The organism is Mycobacterium sp. SM3041 (genome assembly GCF_039668335.1).
Taxonomy (GTDB): Bacteria; Actinomycetota; Actinomycetes; order Mycobacteriales; family Mycobacteriaceae; genus Mycobacterium.
In genome coordinates this window covers 13,163-33,473 of the sequence record NZ_JAYXBQ010000046.1, presented here as the reverse complement: position 1 = coordinate 33,473, position 20,311 = coordinate 13,163, and the positions used below count along the sequence as shown (strand labels likewise).

21 protein-coding genes are annotated in these 20,311 nt (G+C 66.4%); 9 read left to right on the top strand and 12 right to left on the bottom strand.

The annotated features are described in order from the left end of the window. Positions 1-58: 58 nt before the first annotated feature. A complete protein-coding gene (locus VXD91_RS15205; protein ID WP_346415799.1) occupies positions 59-544 on the bottom strand; it encodes a DinB family protein in 486 nt (161 codons plus the stop codon). Positions 545-557: 13 nt separating this feature from the next. Then, positions 558-1,988: a cytochrome P450 gene (locus VXD91_RS15200; RefSeq protein WP_346415798.1), complete on the bottom strand. Its 1,431-nt coding sequence runs from the start codon at positions 1,986-1,988 to the stop codon at positions 558-560. 304 nt (positions 1,989-2,292) lie between these two features. On the opposite strand from VXD91_RS15200, the gene VXD91_RS15195 reads away from it, so the two are divergent. After that, positions 2,293-3,303 carry an AraC family transcriptional regulator gene (locus VXD91_RS15195; protein WP_346415796.1) on the top strand — a complete coding sequence of 337 codons (1,011 nt, stop codon included), beginning with the start codon at positions 2,293-2,295 and terminating at the stop codon, positions 3,301-3,303. Positions 3,304-3,338: 35 nt separating this feature from the next. Here VXD91_RS15195 and VXD91_RS15190 read toward each other — a convergent pair whose 3' ends face one another. Together VXD91_RS15190 and VXD91_RS15185 are read right to left on the bottom strand one after the other, a co-directional pair. Continuing rightward, positions 3,339-4,313: a squalene cyclase gene (locus tag VXD91_RS15190; protein ID WP_346415795.1), complete on the bottom strand. Its 975-nt coding sequence runs from the start codon at positions 4,311-4,313 to the stop codon at positions 3,339-3,341. 15 nt (positions 4,314-4,328) lie between these two features. Further along, entirely contained in the window at positions 4,329-4,757 is a 429-nt protein-coding gene (locus VXD91_RS15185) for a cellulose-binding domain-containing protein (protein ID WP_346415794.1), read from the bottom strand. Positions 4,758-5,007: 250 nt separating this feature from the next. On the opposite strand from VXD91_RS15185, the gene VXD91_RS15180 reads away from it, so the two are divergent. The 3 genes from VXD91_RS15180 to VXD91_RS15170 all read left to right on the top strand — a co-directional run bounded on the left by VXD91_RS15180 (position 5,008) and on the right by VXD91_RS15170 (position 7,866). Continuing rightward, on the top strand, positions 5,008-5,496 hold the full coding sequence (locus tag VXD91_RS15180; protein ID WP_244872940.1) for an Hsp20 family protein: 489 nt from the start codon (positions 5,008-5,010) through the stop codon (positions 5,494-5,496). 668 nt (positions 5,497-6,164) lie between these two features. Next, the gene (locus tag VXD91_RS15175; protein ID WP_346415793.1) at positions 6,165-6,620 is read left to right on the top strand and encodes a DUF1942 domain-containing protein; all 456 of its coding nucleotides are present in this window, start codon (positions 6,165-6,167) and stop codon (positions 6,618-6,620) included. A gap of 61 nt (positions 6,621-6,681) precedes the next feature. Further along, positions 6,682-7,866, top strand: a complete 1,185-nt coding sequence (locus VXD91_RS15170; protein ID WP_244872539.1) for an MFS transporter — start codon at positions 6,682-6,684, stop codon at positions 7,864-7,866. Positions 7,867-7,874: 8 nt separating this feature from the next. Here the strand turns inward: VXD91_RS15170 and VXD91_RS15165 are convergent, their stop codons facing one another. Then, positions 7,875-9,641 carry a GNAT family N-acetyltransferase gene (locus tag VXD91_RS15165; protein ID WP_212811400.1) on the bottom strand — a complete coding sequence of 589 codons (1,767 nt, stop codon included), beginning with the start codon at positions 9,639-9,641 and terminating at the stop codon, positions 7,875-7,877. A gap of 89 nt (positions 9,642-9,730) precedes the next feature. Here VXD91_RS15165 and VXD91_RS15160 point away from each other — a divergent pair, with 89 nt between their 5' ends. Both VXD91_RS15160 and VXD91_RS15155 read left to right on the top strand, forming a co-directional pair. Next, entirely contained in the window at positions 9,731-10,510 is a 780-nt protein-coding gene (locus tag VXD91_RS15160; RefSeq protein WP_212811399.1) for an alpha/beta hydrolase, read from the top strand. A gap of 95 nt (positions 10,511-10,605) precedes the next feature. Beyond that, complete coding sequence (locus tag VXD91_RS15155) at positions 10,606-12,783, top strand: glutamine synthetase III (protein ID WP_212811398.1); 2,178 nt, start codon at positions 10,606-10,608, stop codon at positions 12,781-12,783. 9 nt (positions 12,784-12,792) lie between these two features. Here the strand turns inward: VXD91_RS15155 and VXD91_RS15150 are convergent, their stop codons facing one another. Then, positions 12,793-13,305 carry a DinB family protein gene (locus VXD91_RS15150; protein ID WP_212811397.1) on the bottom strand — a complete coding sequence of 171 codons (513 nt, stop codon included), beginning with the start codon at positions 13,303-13,305 and terminating at the stop codon, positions 12,793-12,795. Between the two features lie 138 nt (positions 13,306-13,443). Between VXD91_RS15150 and VXD91_RS15145 the strand changes: the two genes are divergently transcribed. Further along, a complete protein-coding gene (locus VXD91_RS15145) occupies positions 13,444-13,797 on the top strand; it encodes a YciI family protein (RefSeq protein ID WP_318985023.1) in 354 nt (117 codons plus the stop codon). A 17-nt stretch (positions 13,798-13,814) separates the two neighbouring features. After that, positions 13,815-15,074: an RNA polymerase sigma factor gene (locus VXD91_RS15140; RefSeq protein ID WP_244872939.1), complete on the top strand. Its 1,260-nt coding sequence runs from the start codon at positions 13,815-13,817 to the stop codon at positions 15,072-15,074. On the opposite strand, the gene VXD91_RS15135 is transcribed toward VXD91_RS15140, so the two are convergent. From VXD91_RS15135 to VXD91_RS15110, 6 genes are all read right to left on the bottom strand, one after another. Next, positions 15,001-15,597, bottom strand: a complete 597-nt coding sequence (locus VXD91_RS15135) for an alpha/beta hydrolase (RefSeq protein ID WP_346415792.1) — start codon at positions 15,595-15,597, stop codon at positions 15,001-15,003. The two genes, VXD91_RS15140 and VXD91_RS15135, sit on opposite strands and share 74 nt — an antisense overlap. Before the next feature lie 65 nt (positions 15,598-15,662). Beyond that, positions 15,663-16,397: a cutinase family protein gene (locus VXD91_RS15130; protein ID WP_244872537.1), complete on the bottom strand. Its 735-nt coding sequence runs from the start codon at positions 16,395-16,397 to the stop codon at positions 15,663-15,665. 169 nt (positions 16,398-16,566) lie between these two features. Further along, positions 16,567-16,995, bottom strand: a complete 429-nt coding sequence (locus VXD91_RS15125) for a Rieske (2Fe-2S) protein (protein ID WP_346415791.1) — start codon at positions 16,993-16,995, stop codon at positions 16,567-16,569. Positions 16,996-17,002: 7 nt separating this feature from the next. After that, on the bottom strand, positions 17,003-17,227 hold the full coding sequence (locus VXD91_RS15120) for a hypothetical protein (protein ID WP_346415790.1): 225 nt from the start codon (positions 17,225-17,227) through the stop codon (positions 17,003-17,005). A 193-nt stretch (positions 17,228-17,420) separates the two neighbouring features. Next, the gene (locus VXD91_RS15115; protein ID WP_212811392.1) at positions 17,421-18,842 is read right to left on the bottom strand and encodes a wax ester/triacylglycerol synthase family O-acyltransferase; all 1,422 of its coding nucleotides are present in this window, start codon (positions 18,840-18,842) and stop codon (positions 17,421-17,423) included. 7 nt (positions 18,843-18,849) lie between these two features. Further along, complete coding sequence (locus VXD91_RS15110; RefSeq protein ID WP_346415789.1) at positions 18,850-19,455, bottom strand: cadmium resistance transporter; 606 nt, start codon at positions 19,453-19,455, stop codon at positions 18,850-18,852. A gap of 91 nt (positions 19,456-19,546) precedes the next feature. Here VXD91_RS15110 and VXD91_RS15105 point away from each other — a divergent pair, with 91 nt between their 5' ends. Continuing rightward, a complete protein-coding gene (locus VXD91_RS15105) occupies positions 19,547-20,020 on the top strand; it encodes a GtrA family protein (RefSeq protein ID WP_346415788.1) in 474 nt (157 codons plus the stop codon). Positions 20,021-20,311: the final 291 nt, after the last annotated feature.

Genomic DNA, 20,311 nt, shown 5'->3' with positions numbered 1-20,311 from the left:
TCCCGGAGGTCCGGGCGTCGCACAGCGCGGCGTCTATCACCCAGGATATGCGCGCTGATCACTCGCGACTGGCAAGCACCTGTTCGCGCAGGATGTCGGCGTGCCCGCAGTGGTGCGCCAGCTCGCGCAGCACCTGCAACATGACCCACCGCAGGGTTCGCGGCCCGGACCGGTGCCCCGTCACGACGGTGTCCAGCGGTAGATCGGCGACCACCGCCCGCGCTGTCGCACAGACATCACGGTGCGCCGCAAGAACCGACGCGATGGTGTCGTCGTCATCCAGCTGGAAGGACTCGTCGACGCTCTGCACCAGACCGAGAGCCTGACGGGATGTGCCGCCGACGCATTTCTCGAACCACACGCGCTGCATCCAGGTGACGTGCTTGAGCAACCCGAGAAGCGTTGTCGCTGATGGGACGAGGCGCCGGCGGGACTCCTCCTCGGTGAGGCCGTCGAGAGTCAGTTCGACGGCACGGCGGTAGTCCTCCACGAAGGCGTCGAGCTGGGCCCGTTCGTCGTCCATCAGTACATCGAACGAGCCCATCGCTGTCCTCTCGTCACACCGTGGCGGCCGGCTGCTTCCTGGTGACCTTCACCATCATCTTGGAGTAGCCCTTAACGAAGTTGGATTGGGTGTACTCGGGCTCCCCCACAACCTCGATGTCCTCGAATCGGGCCAGCAGCTCCTCCCACAGGATTTTCAGCTGCAGTTCGGCGAGGCGGCTGCCCATGCAGCGGTGGATGCCGATGCCGAATGCCAGGTGATGGCGGGCGTTGTGGCGGCCGATGATGAAGTCGTCCGGATTCTCGAACTTGCGCTCGTCGCGGTTGGCCGAGGCGTACCACATGACGAGTTTGTCGCCCTTGCGGATGAACTGTCCATTCAAGATGGTGTCCTGTTTGGCGACGCGGCGCATGTACGCCAGCGGGGTCTGCCAGCGGATGATCTCGTGGACCGCCTTGGTGATGAGGCCCGGATCGGCCTTCAGCCGGGCGAACTCGTCGGGGTTCTGGTTCAGGGCGAGCACGCCACCGGTCATCGAGTTGCGGGTGGTGTCGTTGCCGCCGACGATCAGCAGAATCAGGTTGCCGAGGAACTCCATCGGCCGGTCGATCAGGTCCTTGGTGTCCTCGGACGACTGCATGAGCGTGATGAGGTCGAAGCCGGGCTTCTCTCCCGCCGCCAACCGAGCCTTCTTGTCGTACCAGAGGGCGCTGAACGCGCGTGCCATATCGGCTGCGGCGCTGAACATCTCATCCATATCGGCCTCACCGCCGGTGGCCGAGGCGCTGCCGGCCACGGTGTCGGTCCAGTAGACCAACTTGCGGCGCTCGTCATAGGGGAAGTCGAGCAGGGTCGCCAGCATGCGTGAGGTCAGTTCGATCGAGACGGTGTCGACCCAGTCGAACGGCTCGTTCACGGGCAGACCGTCGAGGACCTCCTGCACCCGGGTCCGGATCAGTGCTTCCATCTCCTGGAGGTTCTGGGGCGCCACCACGCCCTGCACCGCGCCCCGCTGCTCGTCGTGCCGCGGCGGGTCCATGGCGATGAACATCTCGACGTCCAGGCCTTCGGGCGGGTCACCGATGATGATCTGCGGCTCGGCGGAGAAGCGTTCGTTGTCCTTGTCGACGGTGACGATGTCGTCGTAGCGGGTGATGGACCAGAACGGCCCGAACGGGCTGTTCGGCTGGTAGTGCACCGGCGCCTCGTCGCGGAGCCGCTTGAAGTAGGACTGCCAGCGGCCCTGGCGGAACATGAACGGGTTGCTGACGTCGATGTCTGCCAGCTCGACTTCCTCGACCGGGGGAATCGGGGCCTCGACGAAGACCGGCGACTTGTCGCCGACCACCGATTTCTTCGTCTTCTGGTAGAGGTGCATGCCCTTGATCTGCAAAGGCATCGGGATGGTCGACTGAGCGCGGCTGCGCACCGGATCGAGGATCGCTTCCTGCGCCTTGGTGATTGCCTGATCGAGAATGTTCACGAGCTTCTCCGTCCTGTCAGATCTGGAATTCGGGCTGTGGATCGGCGTCTGACCAGTTCTCATTCACGGGGCCTCCTCCGCACATCCCTGTTCGTTGGCAATGACGCTACGAACCAAGATGAGCAGTTGGGAGACCCTAAGCGGCGGAATACTTACTCGAAGTGGCAACGCTGAGAGGAGATCGCCGGTCGACGATCTGTGGTCACCGACCTACGTATCCGCCTACCCGGTGCAACCGCGACTGCCACTATCAATTCGGCAAAGCAAATCGATCTTGGCGGCGCGACTTACTAGATTCGGCAATGTGGTTGATTGGGACATCCCCCGCACGCCGACGAGCGTCGGCGTGCTGCTCGGGCTGGCCGGCGAACGCGGCGTCAGCCCGGAAACCTGCCTCGCCGGCTCTCGACTGACTGTCCAAGGTCTGCAGCGCCCGGGCGCCGAGGTCACCGCCCGCCAGGAACTGACTGTCGTCACGAATCTGCTTGAGGCGCTGGACTATCCCGATGACCTCGGCGTCGAGGTAGGACTGCGCTATCGGCTTGCCACCTACGGCATCTTCGGGTTCGCCTTGATCAGCAGCCCGACCTTACGCAGTGCGATCGACGTCGGCGTGCGCTATCTCGACCTCACGTTCGCCTCGTCGACGCTCGGTACCCGGGTGGTCGGCGACGAGTTCCACTTCGTCCTGGAGGCGCCGGGCACGCCCGACCGCGTCCGCCGATTCGAAATCGACCGGTTGGCCACGGCGGTCGCGGTGATCAAACGGGAACTGTCGGCAGACTTGCCGCCTTTGGGCGTCCGCTTCACCCACCGCCGGCCCGCCACTCTCGAGCGGTACATCGCCGCATTCGACGCCGAGCCGGAGTTCGATGCACCCGAGAACCTGCTGATTCTGCCCATCAACGTGCTCGATCTCCCACTGCCGCAGGCCAACGCCTACAACTCCGCCGCCACCCAGGAGCAGTGCCGCAATCTCCTCGAAGAGCGGCGCAGCCGGACCGGACTCTCGGGCCAGGTTCGCGACCTGCTACTGGCGTCCCCGGCGCAGCCACCGAATGCGCACGAGATCGCCCAAGCGCTGCTGATGAGCCCGCGGACGTTACGCCACCGGCTCGGCGCCGAGGGCACGTCGTACCGCGAACTCCTCGACGAGATCCGCCAGCGCCTTTCGGAAGAGATGCTGATCGGGGGTCGCTTGACCGTGGCCGAGACAGCGAGCCGACTCGGTTATGTTGAGCTGTCGAGCTTTTCGCAGGCGTTCCGCCGGTGGCACGGGATGAGTCCGCGGGCCTTCCGGGCGTCCCGAACCTGAGAGCGAAAGGGCGCGGCGCCGGCCATTGTCCGCGGTTACGCGGCGCAGTCCCACCAGTTGAGCAGTCGTGTCCCGTAGAGCGTGAGCCACTTTGACGGCTCTCCGGCCGGGACATCGACCTCGAACCACACGCGGCCCGGCTGACGGCCGGTTTGCAACCAGGTGCCGTCCGGCTGACGGGCTGCCCGAACGATGTCGACCGCGTCGCTCATCCGGGGATCCGGTGCGCTGCCATCCTGCAGTGCGGCGCGGCGGAAGTATTCACCCGTATTGAGAGCGCTGTAGGACCACCGCATCGGATAGCTGAAGTCGTTGATCCATTGCCCCACTGGCTGGTTCGTGGTGAGCCGATTGAGCAACCGACGTTCGAGCAGGTACTCCTCCCCGCGCCGGCGTGCCGCGTGGATCTCGGTGCTGCCCGTCGTGGCGGCCTCGAAAGCCAGCAGCCCCTTGAGCGAGTTCAGGGTGGAATGGAACGACGATTTTCGGGATCCCTCGACCCAGTCACAGTTCCACCCACCGTCCGGCAGCTGATGCTCGAGAAACCAGTCGGCGAGGCCGTCGACGTCCGCGCCGAGCCACACGCCGTTGGCCAGGGTCCAGGCGTTGATGCAGCAGTCCACCTCACCGGCCCAGTACGGCAGGTCGTCGTACTCCCAGCGGCAGTGCGCGTCGAGCAACTCGGCGGTGCGGCGTTCCCGCAACACCGATGCATCAAGTCCCCACTCCCGCAGTGCATTCAGCGTCCAGGTCGTGGCCGTCCATGGCTGGCCTTCCTCAGGCCGCTCCGGGTCGTCGAAGTCGTAATCCGCCGGGAAGAACGCGCCGCCGGCCCACTGGCCGTCGGGATCCTGCAGTGCGAGCAGGCGTGCACCGAAGCCCTCGGTCGCGATGCGCGACCGGGTTCCCTCCCACACCGCGGCCGGCGCATCGAGAAGATCGCGCTCGACCTGCCAGCGCAGCGCCGGGTCCGAGTCCAGCAGCCAGTCCGTCAGGGCCACGCTCGTCATCAGACCGCCATCACTCTAGGAGCAGTAGACCTGGCCGTTGAGCACACAATTCGACGGTGGCGTGTAGGTGCCGCTCAGAATGCCGCGGATGCCCCCGTTGGCCGTACCACCGGGCGGAATCACGCGGTTCCAGCTGGCGGGGGTGATCACGTAGTGGGTGCCGTACTGGGTGAAGGTGCTGCTCCATGCATGCGAGATCGACTGCCCGACCGGCATGTCGAACTCGATCTTCCAATCCGCCATCGGCACGGTGCTGTAGTTGGTGACCACGAAGCGGGCGATAAACCCGTCCTGCCAGGTGTGTTGCACCACGAGCCGCGCCCCGGCCGCGGCCGCATGAGCGACCGGAGTGCCGACGAGTCCGATGGCGGCGACCATCAATGCGGACACGACGACGTGAAGCGCTGCGCGGCAGCGCTTCACACGAGAGTCCGGTCCAGTCATCGCAGCCCAGACTAAGGCTCCCCGATGCGTGCCCTCCCCGTGGCGCAGGTGCGCTGCCGTACCTTTGCACGATTGCAACCGGCGCGAGATCGCGCACCCGGCTGGGCGCCGACATCCATCAGAATTTTTCTGTGGCTTGCTTGCACTCGCCGACGTCGAGTGCTAAAACAAATCTATGCCAGCCGATACAGATAATCGAGCTGGAAGCGCATAGATGGCACAAGAGAAAGGACAGATGGAGGTGGCCACGATGCTGCTGCGTACTGACCCGTTCCGAGACCTGGATCGCTTCACCCAAGAAGTCCTCGGCACCGCGGCCCGTCCGGCGGCGATGCCCATGGACGCCTGGCGCGACGGCGATGAGTTCCACGTCGAGTTCGACCTGCCCGGCGTCAATGCCGATTCCCTCGACCTCGACATCGAGAACAATGTGGTGACTGTGCGCGCCGAACGGTCCCCGGTGGATTCGTCGCGGGAAATGCTGGCCGCCGAGCGGCCGCGCGGCGTCTTCTCCCGACAGCTGGTGCTGGGCAACAACCTTGACACCGGCAGGATCACCGCGGACTACCGCGATGGGGTGCTCCGGCTCGTGATCCCGGTGGCCGAGAAGGCCAAGCCGCGCAAGATCACGGTCAGCAGAACCGGAAACGCCAAGGCGATCGACGAAAGCAAAGTGATCACCGAGGACGGCAGCCCTGTCACCAACACGGCAGCGGCCAAGGAGCCGGTGAACGCCTGACCGGGTCGATGCGCCGGTGCCGGGCTGGACGCTGACCAGCCCGGCACCGGCCGGCCAACTTTCCGCGACTGCGGCACATTCTTGAATGGTCGGTGTCATGCCGACAGTGCAAGGAGGTGAAAAGTGATGCAGCACAGCATGATTGCGGCGCCGGCCGCGCCTGACACCATCACGCCAGAAGAGCTGGCCCAATCGCTGGGTGTGGACGACCCCACGATGGTGATAGCGCTGATCGCCGAAGTCGACGCGATCTTCTGCGCCGCTGAAGCTCCTTGCCGTCAGCAACCGACGCCACCAGCGGTCGGGTGCGCTCTATACGGGCCCCGGTGCGCTGGTCGGTCTTTGGAGTCCACATGTCGGCGACCGCGGCGCGGGCCGGTGCGCCGTATGACGCCGGTGCAGCGCAGCCCTCCGGGATCGATAGCCGCTGCAGCAGTCATGTGAGCCGGTGGTTCCTCCACCACCCCGAAGGCTGGGCCGTACGCCGCCAGGGCCACACCCTGGGCGCCTACCAGGAGGCGCCGACGCCCAATCTAGGCAAACCCTCCCCGGCGGCAAGGCCCGGTCTTCACGTCGGCCAGTTTCGTCGTCCCTGCCTTTGGATACCCCTGCAGAAGGACCAAAGACAGCCGACTCCTGAAAACAGGAGGAGACGAAAGGAGCTCGACGTGGCGTTCTCGCAGATGGCATCGAAAACAATGGCAGCCGCTACCGGCATCGCGGCCGCCGGAATCCTGGCGGCAACCCCGGCGCTCGCCGACCCGACAGCAGTGATGTTCGGCCAGCGAGCCGAGATTCCCAGCCCCGGTGGCGCGATCGAGTACACCGTCATCAACCTGCAGCCGAGTGGACACAACGACGGCATCTGGTACTCGGATGTGACAGCGCGCGCCGTGAGCGGTGCGCCGACGCCGAACATCTCCGATTTCAACGCGCGGGCCGTCAACAGCTCGACATATGCGGACATGAAGGGCAACGAGGTCGAGGGCCTGCCCAACCAGCCAATCGCCCCGGGCAGCTATGCCACGGGTCGAATCTACTTCGATGTCCGGAACGGAACCGCGCCCGACAGCGTCGTGTACCGGGATGCCGGCGGCAGTGACAAGGTGGTCTGGAAGAGCTAGCCAGACTGCGATGGCGGATTTCCGCCAGCGCTGCCCGCGACGTGGCCAATAACGTCGACTCGTGACCACAACTGCACACCGAAGTCCGGTAATCACCGGCACCACAGTCCTTTTCATGTCGCTGGCCGCCGCCTTGGGGACCGCGACGATCTACCCGCTCCAGCCGGCCATCGCCGACATCGCACGATCGCTGGGCTCCGGCACGGCGATGGTCGGTGCGGCGTTGGCCTGCGGTCCGATCGGCTACCTGCTGGGGCTGGCGCTCCTGGTCCCGTTGGTGGACAGGTTCTCGCCGCGGCGGGTGGTCGCCTGGCAGTTCCTGGCGCTCGGCGCCGCGCTCGCACTGACCGCCGTTGCCGGCACTGTGTGGCTGGTCGGGTTCGGATTGCTGCTGACCGGCGCCTGCTCCGCGGTGGGCGCGAGTCTGAGTTCCGTTGTCGGTCGCCTCGCGCCCGCGCACCGGCGCTCGACAATTCTGGGTATCGTCACGGCCGGGATTTCGGCCGGCATCCTGGCCGGCAGGATCGCCGGCGGCTGGTTGAGCGACGTGATCGGCTGGCACGCAATGCTTCTCGTGGTCGCTGCCGCGGCCTTCGGAGTCGCCGGCGGCTGCCTGCTGTTCCTGCCGACCGCGACCGGAGCCGTCGAACAGAACTATCTCGCCGGATTGGCATCGCTGCCCCGGCTGCTCGCCCGTGACCGCGTGTTACGCCGTGGCGCGCTGCGCGGATCACTGTGGTTCTTCGCGTTCTGCGCGGTCTGGTCCGGAATCGCGGTCGCGTTGTCGCAACAGCCATACTTCCTGTCTGCCAAGCAGATCGGGCTCTACGCCTTGGCGGGTAGCGCAGGGATCTTCGCGACGCGCGTCGCCGGCGTCTACACCGACCGATTGGGCTTCCGGCCCGTGGTCCTCGTCGGTCTCGCGGTGGCGGGCGCCGCCTGCCCGGTCCTCGCCTTCGGCTTGGGCAGCCCACTGGCGACCATGGCGGCCCTGGCCGCATTCGATACCGGCCTGTTCGCGGCACAGGTGGCGAACCAGACCACCATCTTGGCGATCGATCCGTCCGCGCCTGCCCGATTCAACAGCGCGTACATGCTGGTTTACTTCGTGGGCGGAAGCCTCGGGACGGCGTTCGGCGCGGCTGCTGTGGCTTCATGCGGTTGGCCGGCGACCGTCGGCGCTTGTGGCGCAGCACTTCTCGTCGCCGGGCTGCTCACCGGCGGTCGACCGCTCCGCGAGCGGTGACGGCCTCCTCAGATGGTGCGTTTGAGGCCGACGTGCGCGGCGTGGTACCCGAGGCGGTCATAGAACGCCCGAGCCTGTTCGCGCGCTTCGTCGGTGGCCACCTGGGCCAAGCGCGCACCGTGTGCCCGGCCGTACTCGTGCGCCCACTGCACCAGGGCCGTACCCAGTCCTTTTCGGCGCTCGGCCGCGGTGACCCGCAGACCCTCTATCTGTAGTCGGGTCGAACCGCCGCGGGACAGCCCGGGAATCACGGTCAGCTGGACGGTCGCAACGATCACATCGGAACAGTTGCGGACCACCCCGAGGTAGTTGGAGTGGTCACGGACGAGGCCGTCATACGCCGCCTCGTAGTCTTCGAGGTCCGCGGTTTCCCGGTCCTGGCCGAATTCATCGTCGGACAGCAGCGCGACGATCGACGCGACATCGTCACGGGCCGCCCGTTCCACCCGGAAACTGCGGTCTCCCACCCGCAGTAGTCCCCGCACCGAGGTTCGCGCTTGCGACTGCAGACGCGTCACCAAGAGGTCCAGCCATGCCCCGACATTCGTTCGCGCCTCGCGGGTGTCGGGATAGCGACATCGCAGATGCAGGCCGGACTCGTCCAGGATGAACCACAGCATGACGCCGTCGGTCTGGATGGCGGCGCTCACGTACTGAGCGTCCAGCCCGACGTCGTCGATGCGAACCGGAAGACGCCGCAGATCCAGCCATGAGATCGCGAACATCCCGGGCGACATCGGCATGCCGCCCCATGGGGCCAGCACGTCCGCCAATGGCCACGACCCGAGTTGCACTGCTTCTTTGACCGCGGCAGCCGCGGCACGTGGATCTGCGACGGTCGACTCCAGAACCGAATTGGTGATGAACCAGCCCACCGAGTCGTGCCAGGTGGTATCGAAGCGACTGTGCACCGGGAAGACGGCGCGAAGCGGCGCGTCGGCCAGCTCCCGGGTCACGGCCGTCATCGCGGCCACCGCCAGCGCGAGCGTCGACACGCCGTCGTTGCGGGCCTGCACGGCGAAAGCCGCACTGGCGTCGACATCGAACACATCCCGGACTTCGACGCGCTCGGGCCCCAGCTCAGGTTCGCCCAGAGGCAGCGGGAATCGCGGCATCACCCCGCCGCTGTCGGCGATGATGCGCGCCCACGTTTCCCGGACGTGGTCCGGCGCCGCGGGACGATCGAGCAGCGCCTGGGTGTGTTCGACGAAAGCGGGCGCCGGCGGCAGCGAAACCACGCGCCCGGTGCGCGCAGCCGCGAGCAGCGCCAGCAGATCCCGGGCGATCACCAGCATCGACCACATGTCGACGTGGCTGTGGTCCGCCGCTATCACCACGGTCAAACCAGCGGCGGTTTCCAGCAGGCACAACCGGTGTGAGGGCTGCTGATACGGCGAGCAGGCCGCATCCAGGACACCGCGCAGCGCGTCGTTCACCGCCTGGCCGGCAGCTATCTCGTGCTCGACCCAACCGGCCGGACGCACTTCGATCTCGTGCAGTTGCGGATCGCCGTCCGGTCCTGCCGAAAATGCGGTCCGCAACGTGCCGTGGCGGGCCACCACCGCCAGCCACGCAGCGGCCAGCGATTCCCGGCTCACGCGGTCCGGCAAGCGAATGGACAACGCCATCCAAGAGCCCGGCCGGGCCCCTGCGCCGACATGAATCCGCTGGTCAAAGGACACCGGAAGCTGCCGACCCGGCGCCGACACCGCGACGTCGTAGCCCCAGAGCCGTCCGAACGGCAGTCGCAGGTGCGAGACGTTCGTGAGCCGCATGGCGGTACCCTAGCGCCCCGGTTAGCCTGAATGCTCGGTCAGCAGGTCGACGCCACGACGAGGCGATCGGTTACGGAAAGAGTTGCCTGATGCCTACTTTCGCAGTTCCCGGAGCCGAGCTTGCGGTTGAACTGAGCGACGAAGGTGGCCACCCCGTTGTCCAACTCCACGGACTCACCTCCAGCCGCGCGCGCGATCGGGTGCTCAATCTCGACCTCGGCCGGGGGCTCAGCGGGACGCGGCTGCTGCGCTACGACGCGCGTGGCCACGGCAAGTCGACGGGCCGGAAAGTCCCCGCGGACTACCGGTGGGAACAGCTCGCGCAAGACCTGCTGAATCTGCTCGACCGGTGGTTTCCCGGCGAACCGGTGCACGGGGTCGGGCCGTCGATGGGCACCGGGACGCTGTTGCATGCGGCGTGCCGCGAACCAGAACGATTCACGGGACTGACCTTGATGGTGCCGGCCACCGCGTGGGAGACCCGGCGCGCGCAGGCCGCGCACTACGAGGCCGCGGCCACGCTCATCGAGACCGAGGGCGTCGGCGCGTTCATTGCGGCCTCTCGTGGCGCGCCCCGGCCGCCGGCGACCGTGGGTGCACCCGAAACCGTTCCCGATGTCGCCGACGCCCTACTGCCGTCACTGTTTCGCGGTGCCGCGCTCAGTGACCTACCGACGCCCGAAGCCATCGCGCGGATCGACGTGCCGACAACGATCCTGGCCTGGATCGACGACCCGGCCCATCCGCTCTCGACCGCCGAAGCCCTTGCCGCGCTGATGCCGCGGTCCACCTTGACGCTCGCTCACACACCGGAGGACGTCGAGACGTGGCCCAAGATTCTGAGCCAGGATGTCGGCCGCCGCGGCTGACCGGTACTTGACGCCGCCCTTGACATCGACGTAACACTGCTGCCATGAGGCGTCCCTAGTGTGAAGCGGTCATTCACGTAGGGATAGGAACTGCATTGAGCGGAAATACCACCCGCTTGCGAGCGATCGCCGGCGTCCAGGCCTATACGCCCCCGGCGTACACCTTCGACCCGGCCGAAGCGCCCGGCGAGATCTTCGGCACCAACGTATTCACCAAGGCCGAGATGCAGGCGCGCCTGCCCAAAGCGATCTACAAATCGGTGGTCGCCACCATCGAGAAGGGCGCCAAGCTGGATCCGACGGTCGCCGATGCCGTCGCCGCCGCGATGAAGGACTGGGCACTGGAAAAGGGCGCGACGCACTACGCGCATGTCTTCTATCCGATGACCGGCCTGACTGCCGAAAAGCACGACAGCTTCCTCGAGCCGGTCTCTGACGGGCAGGCCCTGGCCGAGTTCGCCGGCAAGACGCTGGTGCAGGGCGAGCCCGACGCGTCGAGCTTTCCGTCCGGCGGTCTGCGGTCCACGTTCGAGGCCCGCGGGTACACCGGTTGGGACGTCACCAGCCCGGCGTACATCCTCGAGAACCCGAACGGCAACACACTCTGTATCCCAACGGTTTTCGTGTCGATGACCGGCGAGGCGCTGGACTACAAGACACCGCTGCTGCGCAGCCAGCAGGCCATGGGCATCCACGCGGAACGCATCCTGACGCTGTTCGGCCACAAGGATCTCGAGAAGGTCGTCTCGTTCTGCGGTCCCGAGCAGGAGTACTTCCTCGTCGACCGGCACTTCTTCCTCGCCCGGCCCGACCTGATCAATTCCGGCCGTACGCTTTTCGGCGCCAAACCGCCCAAGGGCCAGGAGTTCGACGACCACTATTTCGGTGCCGTCCCCGACCGGGTGCTGGGGTTCATGATGGACACCGAGCGGGAGCTGTTCAAGCTCGGCATCCCCGCCAAGACGCGCCACAATGAGGTCGCCCCCGGGCAGTTCGAGGTGGCCCCGATGTTCGAGCGCGCCAACATCGCTTCCGACCACCAGCAGTTGCTGATGACCGTGTTCAAGACCATCGCCAAGAAGCACGGCATGGAATGCCTGTTCCACGAGAAGCCGTTCGCCGGCGTGAACGGCTCGGGCAAGCACGTCAACTTCTCGGTCGGCAACGCCGAACTGGGGTCGCTGCTGGTGCCGGGCGACACGCCCCACGAGAACGCCCAGTTCCTGGTGTTCTGCGCCGCCGTCATCCGCGCGGTGCACAAATTCGCTGGGCTGCTGCGGGTTTCGGTCGCATCGGCGACCAACGATCACCGCTTGGGTGCCAATGAGGCACCGCCCGCGATCATCTCGATCTTCCTGGGCGATCAGCTTGCCGATGTTTTCGAGCAGATCGCCAAGGGCGCTGCGACGTCGTCGAAAGGCAAGGGCAGCATGATCATCGGTGTCGACACCCTGCCGGTGCTGCCGACCGACCCCGGTGACCGCAACCGCACCAGCCCGTTCGCGTTCACCGGCAACAGGTTCGAGTTCCGGGCACCGGGCTCGGGCCAGACAGTGGCGGTCCCGATGATCGTCCTCAACACCATCATGGCCGACTCGTTCGACTACATCGCCACCAATCTGGAGCAAGCTGTGGCCGACGGCGAAGACTTCGACACGGCGGTGCAGAAGCTGCTCACCGAGGTGATCACCGAACACGGTGCGGTGGTCTTCAACGGTGACGGTTACTCGGAGAACTGGCAGGCCGAGGCGGCGTCCCGCGGGCTGCCGAACCTGAAGACCACGCTGGATGCCATCCCGGAACTGATCAAGCCCGAGGCGGTGGCGGTCTTCGAGAAGTACGGCGTCTTCAACGAGCGGGAGTTGCACAGCCGCTATGAGGTACGCCTGGAGCAGTACGCGCTGACGATCGGCGTCGAGGCCAAGCTGGCGCTCGAGATCGGTTCCACCATCGTGCTGCCGGCCGCGCTGCGCTACCAGACCGAGCTCGCACAGAACGTCGCCGCATTGACGGCGGCTGGTATGACGCCGAGTTTGACGCTGCTGCAATCGGTCTCGGAGCCGATCAGTGCGCTCAGTGACGCGTTGGCCACGCTGAAGGCGGCACTGTCGGAGCATTCGGCCGCGTCGGCCTATGACGAGGCCAAGCACGCGCAAGTTGCGTTGCTGCCCGCCATGGAGGCGGTCCGTGCCGCGGCCGACACGCTGGAGACGGTGGTGGCCGACGACCTGTGGCCGTTGCCGACGTATCAGGAGATGCTCTACGTCCTCTGACCGTCCACATCACACGCCGGTGGCACCATCGATCCGTTCGCGGATGACGTCGGCATGCCCGCAGTGGCGGGCGTACTCGGCGATCATGTGCGTGTAGATCCAGCGCAGATTCACCTCGCCACCCATGAACGGGCTGGTGTCGTCGAGCCGGCGCGCAGCGCAGTTGGCGCGCGCATGGGCAATCTCGTCCTGCCAGATCCGGAACGCGAGCGGGTACGACGACTCCGGTGACAGCTCGAATCCGCCGTCGTGGCCCTCGGGGTGATCCGCGGGCCCAAAAATCGGTGGTGCCTGCTCACCGGCGAGCACCCGGCGAAACCAGTTGCGCTCCACCTCCGCGGCGTGCCGCAGCAACCCGAGCAGCGTCAGCTCCGACGGCGGCGCGGACGCGGTGCGCAACTGCTCGTCGTCGAGACCCTCGCATTTGGCCGCCAACGTTGCGCGGTAGAAGTCCAGCCAACCCTCGAGTGTGGCGCGCTCGTCGGCATTGATGGGCGGCACCGGCCGCTGCACGGAAGTCACGCTTCCCGATGGTGCCAGGCCATCCCGACATTCTGCCGATCGCCCAGGAAAATCCGATGTCTGTCGAAACCCGGGGTAGCCGTTCGTGTAGAAGGTGAAGGGTGGCAACCGGCCGCCCCGAATCGAGGAGTGACGGTCATGCACTACCTACTCGCCATGCATCAGCCGGTCGGCGATCCGCCGCCGCCGGAGGTGCTGGGGCCGATCATGGATGCCCTGGACGCGGTCGAGCACGACATGAAGGCAGCGGGCGTGTGGGTGTTCTCCGGTGGCTTGCACGGTCCTGACGCGTCGACCGTGGTCCGGGTCCACGACGGCGCGGTCCTGACGACGGACGGACCGTACGCCGAGGGCAAGGAACACCTGGGCGGCTTCACCATCATCGACGTGCCCGATCTGGATTCCGCGCTCGGCTGGGCCCGCAGGCAGGCGGAAGCCGTGCGGCTCCTGCCCATCGAGGTGCGCCCGTTCCGGGGCGATCTGAGGGGCTGAACGCGGCCGTGCTAGAGCTGCCGCCCGCAGAGATCGCCGGCGTGTTCCGGCGGGAGTACGGGCGCGCGGTGGCTGTCCTGGTCCGTCGATTCGGCGACATCGACCTCGCCGAGGAGGCGGTCCAGGACGCCTTCACCAAAGCAGTGGACCGCTGGCCGCAGACCGGCGCGCCGCCGAGCCCCGCGGGCTGGATCATCACCACCGCCGCGCACACGATCATCGACCGGTTCCGCCGGGAAACCGTCCGCGATGAACGGCACGCGCAGGCGGCACTGCTCTATCCGGCGGCCGATGACGACAATCTCGAAGAAGGCCCCGTGCACGACGACCGGTTACGCCTGATCTTCACCTGCTGTCACCCGGCGCTCGCCCTCGACGCGCGCGTCGCACTCACGCTGCGATTGCTCGGCGGCCTGTCCACCAAGGAGATCGCCCGTGCCTTCTTGATCTCGGAAAGCACTGTCGCGCAACGGCTGGTCCGCGCCAAGCGCAAGATCCGCGACGCCCGCATCCCCTACCGGGTGCCGCACGACAGTGACCTACCCGAGCGTGTGCACGGCGTCCTCGCGGTGGTGTACCTCATCTTCAACGAGGGACACACTGCAAGCTCAGGCGACGATCTCGTACGGGCCGAACTCACCGCCGAAGCGATTCGGCTCGGCCGGCTGCTGGCCGAGCTGATGCCGGACGAGCCCGAGGTCTGGGGACTGCTCGCGCTGATGCTGCTGACCGATGCACGACGCGCGGCGCGAACAGATGCGGACGGCAAGCTTGTTCTGCTGGCGGACCAGGACCGCGGTCGGTGGGACCGCGGCCTCATTGCCGAAGGGCAGGCGCTGGTCCGCAGATGCCTGCGCAGGAACCAGCCCGGGCCCTACCAGATCCAGGCCGCCATCAACGCCGTGCACAGTGACGCGCCGACCGCCGCCGCCACCGACTGGCACCAGATTCTCGCCCTGTACGACCAGCTGATGGCGATTGCCCCGACACCCGTTGTCGCCCTCAATCGCGCCGTGGCGGTTGCCGAGGTCCATGACCCGCAGACGGCGCTGGATCTGGTGGAAGCGCTCGACCTGGCCGGCTACCACGTCTATCACGTGGTCCGCGCCGCACTGCTGTCTCGTCTCGGCCGGACAAGCGAGGCGGCCGACGCCTACAGCCGCGCTGCCGACCTGACCGCGAACCCCGTCGAACAGGCATACCTCACCGGCCGAGCGTCAGGAGATCGACGAGTTCGGCCGGATGCGACAGCATCGCCATGTGACCGCCGGGCATGACCTCGGGTTCGATGCCGAGACGGTCCGCGACCACGCGCCGCATGAATCGCTCAGGGAAGAACCGGTCGTCGCGGAACAGGATGAACCGCGTCGGAACCTGCGGAAGCGCTTCGGCCGGCCACGGTTTCAGCGACGGGGTCTCCGATTGCGCGCGTTCGACCTCCTCCGCGACCACGGCGGGGTCGACACCGTTGTAGTACAGCGCGACGGCGTCATCGACTTCGTACCCACCCGCGGCGGCCGCTTCCCGTTGCGCGGCAACACATCCGGTGGCGCTCCACCAATCACCGGGGCGTTCGCCCGGCCGGGGAACCATCGCCGAGACGTAGATCAACTCCGCAGCACCGGCCCGCGGGCAGGCCAGCGCTCCGGTGAACCCGCCGAACGAATGCGCCACGACCACAGGCGGTTCGCCGTCATCGAATGGTTGTGCCGCGACCACGTCGGCGTACGTGTTGAGGTCGGCCGCATCATCGGCGCATGGTAGGTCCACCGCGATGCCGCGGTGCCCGCGAACAGCCAACTCGCGCACCACAAATCGCCAGTATGACGGATCGCATCCGCCACCCGGAACGAGCAGGAACGTCGTCACAGCCTGCCGACGACGAAAGTCGCGGCCTGGTCGGCCATGCCATTCGAGCCGTAGGTGATGTGCGCGAACGACGGCCCACCCGCGGGGGCCCCGTTGCAGATGGTGTCGTCGGGTACGCACAACTCGATGGTCTTGGCCACGTACGCGGGCCCGATGGCTATCGGCGGCGCGCCGATGTCCGCCATGAACTGCGACGAGGGCTTTCCGAACAGTACAAGCGCCGCAACGTGATTCGCGATCGTCGGCGGCATCGGCTTGGGCGCGTACCAGGTGTACTCCGCCAAGTCCGCCGGGATCTCCTTCGGCAGCGCGTTCGCGGTCGTGAACCCGGAAACCACTGCGCCCTGCGAGTATCCGCCGAGGACGATCCTGGTCTGTGGGCAGGCCGCGGCCGACGCTTCGACGTGTGTGGCGGCGTCCTTGACCCCGTCGACAACGCTCTGTACGAAATCCAGCCGGTTCCCGAAATCGCTGCTGGCGGCATAGTTCACCGGATATACCGCCACCGACTTGTTGCCTGCCTGGGCCTGCAGGGCATCGACGAAGGCCCGGCCGGCCATCCCGATACCCGGGGGTTCGCTGGTGCCGCGGGCGAACACCACCTCGACATCGGGGCACGGGTCGGCGGACGCCGGTGGTGCCGGAGCGCCCACAAACGCGGAAGCGACGACCGTGGCGACCCCGACGACATGGGCTAACCGCCTGGCTCGGAACAGCTTGATGATGTCCATACCAGCTTCACCGCCTTGCACCAGCTAACTGCGACCGGTTTTTCCATGCTGACACACAGCAGATGGCGAGCGATACCCGCGAGCCACAGGAATCTGCCAAGAATCCACCACCAAGGGCGCCGCCCCAGCATTGACCCATGACTGCTCGGTGTAGTCGTCGGACGTGAGGTCAGGCGACGGTCACGGTGTCCCCGACGACCGACGCCGCCTTCGGCGCCAGCGGCTCCTCTGCCGGACCGGTGACGACGGAGCCGTCGACCGCACTGAATTTGCTTCCGTGGCAAGGGCAGTCGATGGTGCCGTCGGAAACCTTCGACACCGTGCACTGTTTGTGGGTGCACACCGCGGTGAACGCCTTGAACTCACCGGCCTTCGGCTGAGTGACGACGACCTTCGCCGCGGCGAGGACCACTCCCCCGCCCACCGGCACATCGGCAGTCTTCACCGAGGGTGATGCGGCCTTGGTCTCACTGCTCGTGGACTGGCCGGCCGGCGATGGCGACTCTTTCCCGCCACAGGCGGCAAGCACCACCCCGGCACCGACGGCACCCGCACCGAGGAGTACCCCACGGCGGCTCGGGTGTCCGGCGTCGGCCATGACCGGCTTACCGCCGACCACCGCCGTTGTATCCGGGCGAGGCCACCTCGTCTTCGGTCAATTGGTAGGGCGGCGTGAACAAGCTGGGGTCATCGAGCGAGGATTCCGGCGCATTGAACGGACCTTGAGCCGCTTCCGGAGCCGCGGGCGCATCCACCTGCGGCACACAGGTGCCTTCGGAGGCGACCAAGCCGTCCGAGCACTGCAGTTCGTCGGCGTGCGCGATCGGCATGCTGATCAATGCAGCCACCGCAGATGCAACGCCGAACGTTGCTGCCCCCATTGACATGCGAGCGAATCGCGTGGTCGTTGCACTCATTTCATACCTACTCTCCGGCGCTATCTGGTTCGGTGAAGGTAGCACCATTGAGACCGCTGTGACTGTTCGTTTCGCCACTTGAGTCAATTGCGTTTACACACAATTTTCACAGCAGACCGTAGGCCTGCTCGAGCGCCAGCAACGCCTCGCCGGTCTTGATGGCCAGCTTCTGCATGTGCGGCATCGAGTCGCGGCACCCGGTGAAACCGAAATTCAAAGTGCCCGAGTAGCTTTGACATGTGATGTTCAGGCCGACACCGTGGACGGGAATCGACACCGGATAGGTGGACACCAGCTCGTTGCCCCGGAAGTACAGCGGATAGTCAGGTCCGGGGACATTCGACAAGATGACGTTGTAGGACGCCGGTGCCACCTTGGGGGCACCCACCGTCGCCGCTCCGGTCTGCACGAGGAACGGCGCCATCAGTGCCGCGGTGTAGGCCAGGATGGCCGTGCTGGTCATGCCCGACAACTGATCTTTGGCCGCCTTCGTCGAGGCGCTGATGGTCTCGATCCGCTCGCGGGCGTCGGCGAGGTCGGTACCCAGTGTCGCGAGAATGGCGCCCACGGCGTTGCCGCCGCCGGGATCGTCTTTCGGGCGAATGTTGACCGGCAGCATGGCGATCAGCGACTTTTCGGGCAGGGCGTCGAGTCCGAGGAGATAGTCACGCAGTCCACCGCCACAGATCGCGAGCGCGACGTCATTGAGAGTCGCGCCGGCCGCATCCGCAACGGCCCGCAGCCGCGCGATGTCGTACTGCTGTGTGGCGAACCGCCGGCTCCGGCCGATGCGACCGTTGAAGATGGTGTGCGGCGCCTGGCCCGGCCCGACGAGCGGATTGCTCCTGCTGACCGCGGTCACGGCCAGCTTGGCGAACGCGGCAGGCAGATCGATGACGGTCGACAACTCCGAGGTGACGGACCGCAGCAGCCCGCCGATGTCGGGGATGAGGCTGCTGTCCTTCTCGTCCGTCTTGCGCTCCCGCTTCGGCACCGGGTTCCGGAAGAACAGCGGGGTGTCGGTGTCGGACGGGTCGGTCGACATCGACCGGATGAGCGTCTTCATCGCCGTGTAGCCGTCGACGAGGGAATGGTGCATCTTGACGTACAGGGCGACGTTTCCGTCGTCGAGGCCCTCGATGATGTGCAGTTCCCAGGGCGGTCGCGTCAGGTCCAGCTGGCGAGCATGCAGGCGGGAGATCAGGATTCCCAACTCACGCTGGTCGCCGGGACGGGGCAATGCGGACCGCCGGACGTGATACATGACGTCGAACTTCGGGTCCTCGACCCACCGCTGCAGTGGATTCAGCAGGAACCACGGCGTCTGCAGCTTCATGTTCCACGGCGGCTCGATCTCGTTCGACCCGTAGATCTCGTCGCGCAGCTGATCCAGGATGTCCCCGGCGTCGCCCGATGTCGGGCGGAACTGCATGAGTCCCGCCACATGCATCATCGTCTCGGGAGATTCGGCCGCCAGGAACATCGAATCGAGCGGCGACAGTCGTTTGCTGGTCACCCGGGTGAACATACTGCGGTCACCGCGCGAAGACGGCGCCTTCGATGAGGATCGTGGTTCCGACCGCAATGAGGACCACGGGCAGGATGAGGTGTCCCCACCGCGTGAACGTGTCGGCGACGACCGGATGCGAGGCGAAATACCGGCCGGCGATACACCACACCCCGACCCCGAGGAGAAACACCGTGACGTACCAGGCGACGGTGCCGGCAGTGGCGACCATGAACATCGGCACGTAGACGCCCACGTTGTCGCCGCCGTTCGCGAAGGTCACGGCGGCGACCTGCGAGACACCCGGCGCGAACGACGCCGGCCCGCCGTCGGCTTCCGACGGTTCGGCGCCACGACCCCGCCAGGCCGCCCAAGCTGCCCTGAGCCCCAACGCGATTGGCAACAATCCGAGGCACGGCAGGACGGTGACCGGTAGCAATGCCGCGCCGACAAGCGCGGCACATATCGACACCACCAAGATGGCGGCGAAACCCAGGTACTGTCCGGCGGCCACCCGCGCGGCCGCGCCGCGGTGGCCCCGGGCCTGGCCGAAGAACACCGCGAGCACCACGAGATCGTCGATGTTGGTGACGGCGAAGGTCGCTACCGCCGACGTGATGATGGTGGCGCTCATCGCCGTGGACATTACGGGACGCTGCCGAGCCGCAGCGCAGAGTTCGCCTCGCGGCTACCTGGCCGACGCCGGCCCATGACACAGTGCCCGCGTGACCGTCGACGCGGCGAGTGGCCTGCAGCGCGCCGTCGACCGATTTCACCGGGGCTGTGAGCTGGCCGTCGGCCGGCTGCCCTTCGGCCTCAAATCGATTGTCGCTCCGACGTTCCTGGGTTTCGCACTGATCAACGGCTGCACGTTCGCGATCGACCTGTTGTTGCTCACCGGATTGCGCGACGGGTTGGGATTGCCACTGGCAGGGGCAGTCACGGCGGCCTATGCGAGCGCGTTCGGGCTCAGTTATGTGCTGAATCGAATCTTCAACTTCAGCTCGCACAGCGCGGTGGGTCCGCAGCTCGCCGTCTACGTCGTCGTGGTCGCTGTCAACTACCTGGCGTTCATCCTCGGTGTGTCGACCGGGTTGTCAGCCCTGGGCGTCGAGTACCACGTCGCCCGGATGGCCGCGGGCGTTTGCGAGGCGGTCTACATGTACGCCGCGATGCGCTGGGTGGTGTTCCGGCGCTGAGCTCGCGGTGACGTGCGTCTCATGGCGAGCAAGAATGCTGCGACGGTGTTAATTTCGCCTGGTCAAGTTGTACTGAGGTACCAAACGGGGGTAGTCGGGGACGGCAGGGCACATCAGACGCGCCGGCGAGAATCATTCGCTCCACGCCGCCATCACCGCCGCTGACTCATCAGCGAGATTCCACGTACGTCACCACGGGCGACATCGTCGCCCGATTCGTGGCGCGCTGCGTATCAACCGTAATTCCGTCCTCGTGCACAGATAGGAAACTGCCCAGTGGCCCGCCTGAAC